Raw genomic sequence first — 1,746 nt, forward strand, 5'->3', positions numbered from 1 at the left:
TAAAGGCGCAGGGAAACAGCAGTAGGCCTGACCAGCCGATAAAGACAAAGCGATCGCGCTTGAGCCAGTCGTCGAGAACGTCGAACCATCCTCGCTCGGCTTGCGCGCGTCCCATTGCTATGGTCATACGCTAATCTCCGTAACTATCTAACAACAAGGTATATACACGGAAGATGATGCCGCTACCTCTAGCCTGCAAACGGCTAACTGATCAGAATCAGGTCACCTATTCACAGATTATGAGTAGTGTTTACTATTCTTTACCGTACGTATCATTATAGAGGGTATTTTTAGAAGGAGTTGCCTAGGAACCTAGATTGGCGAGGGATTTCAGCAGTTTTGGTGAGCATTTTTACTTATTCCTATAGGGAGAATTTAGGTCTTCATAGGTGAAAGTTACTTTCTATCAGTCGCTATGGCCAAGATTAAGTATTGGAGGGGATTGAGGTAGATCCTCACCTCTGGCAAGACTGTGGTTATCGGAAAAGAACCTTTACACTCTATATATAGATAGGCGAGCTTGATTCGAGCTGCCTTCGTCTCTAAATATTCTGTTTACTGGATAGTAGTCAACTATGTTCACGATTGAGTTAACGCTGAAGCACACAGCAATGCCCCTCTCGGTGCAAAAGAAGGAACAGGGCGAGGCAGAGGCTCTTTATGGTTCAATCACAGAGAGCCTACGCAGCAACAGTGGACACCTCATTGAGATTGCCTGCGACCAACAGCCTCACAAACGCATTAGCGTCTTGGGTAGCGAGATTGCAGCCGTCCAAATCTTCGAGAAAAGCGGTACGGCTACGGCATCGGGGCGCCCACCAGGGTTCTTTGCCCTAAGCAGCGATCAATAAGCGATCGATACTCAAGGAGCCGAGATTAGTGCTTGGTGACGTTGCTTCAGCCCAAAGATCTGGCGCTATTCAGGTCAGTCATTTGCAGTTTCACTGGCCATCGGGGCTTCCAGTTCTGCAAAATTGCTCGCTCACAGTGCAGCCTGGTGAGTTCTGTATGCTGTTGGGCGACAACGGTAGCGGCAAATCGACTTTGCTGAAGATTTTGGGCGGGCTGCTGCAACCCCAAGCTGGAGAATGGTCGGTTAAGAAACCTGTGGGGTTCGTATTTCAAAACCCCGACCACCAGCTGGTAATGCCGACTGTGGGGGCTGATGTGGCATTTGGCTTAGTGGATGAACACTTGCCCTTAGCAGAAATTCGCAATCGGGTTGATGATGCTTTGTCCGCCATCAACCTACTGGAGTTAAAGCGTCGCCCCATTTATGCTCTCAGCGGCGGGCAAAAGCAGCGGGTAGCCATTGCGGGGGCGATCGCTCGCCACTGCAATGTGTTATTGCTAGATGAACCTACGGCCCTATTGGATCCTGATAGCCAAATCGACTTGGTGAAACGGGTACGAAATCTGGTGAGAGAGCGGGGTTTAACGGCCCTGTGGGTTACCCATAGACTGGTTGAACTCGACTACTGCGATCGCGCCTTTTTGCTGGAGGCCGGGCAAGTTTTGGATGAGGGTGATCCTGGTCGCCTTAAGCAGCGGTTACAAAGCCAGGCTTAAATGTATTCAACCATCTCAATAGCGCTTTAGGTTCTATCCTGCGCAGCCATATCAGGGCAAACGCATACTCACCCTACGCTAGCCAGGACTTTGGTGAGATACGTATTATCCCAGCCAGCTTTAAGGCGTTTCGCCTTTTTGCCAACCTTGGCTGAGGACTCCTGAGAGAGGAGGTTG

General features: G+C 50.0%; 2 protein-coding genes and 1 pseudogene. 2 read left to right on the plus strand and 1 reads right to left on the minus strand.

What is annotated here, in order from left to right; genetic code table 11:
* A pseudogene (locus VB780_RS31235) lies at positions 1–127 on the minus strand (photosystem II D2 protein (photosystem q(a) protein)); the annotation flags it as partial.
* 448 nt (positions 128–575) lie between these two features.
* Between VB780_RS31235 and VB780_RS31240 the strand changes: the two are divergent.
* Together VB780_RS31240 and VB780_RS31245 are read left to right on the plus strand one after the other, a co-directional pair.
* On the plus strand, positions 576–851 hold the full coding sequence (locus VB780_RS31240) for a hypothetical protein (RefSeq protein WP_323355095.1): 276 nt from the start codon (positions 576–578) through the stop codon (positions 849–851).
* A gap of 28 nt (positions 852–879) precedes the next feature.
* Positions 880–1,569 (plus strand): energy-coupling factor ABC transporter ATP-binding protein, encoded by a 690-nt coding sequence (locus VB780_RS31245; protein WP_323355096.1) that lies wholly within the window; start codon positions 880–882, stop codon positions 1,567–1,569.
* Positions 1,570–1,746 lie beyond the last annotated feature (177 nt).

Origin of the sequence: Leptolyngbya sp. CCNP1308 (genome assembly GCF_034932455.1) — a bacterium.
Classification (GTDB): Bacteria; Cyanobacteriota; Cyanobacteriia; order Phormidesmidales; family Phormidesmidaceae; genus Nodosilinea.

Excerpts from the sequence above, each read along its gene's own strand:
- VB780_RS31240 (WP_323355095.1), top strand. The coding sequence starts at position 576 with ATGTTCACGATTGAGTTAACGCTGAAGCACACAGCAATGCCCCTCTCG.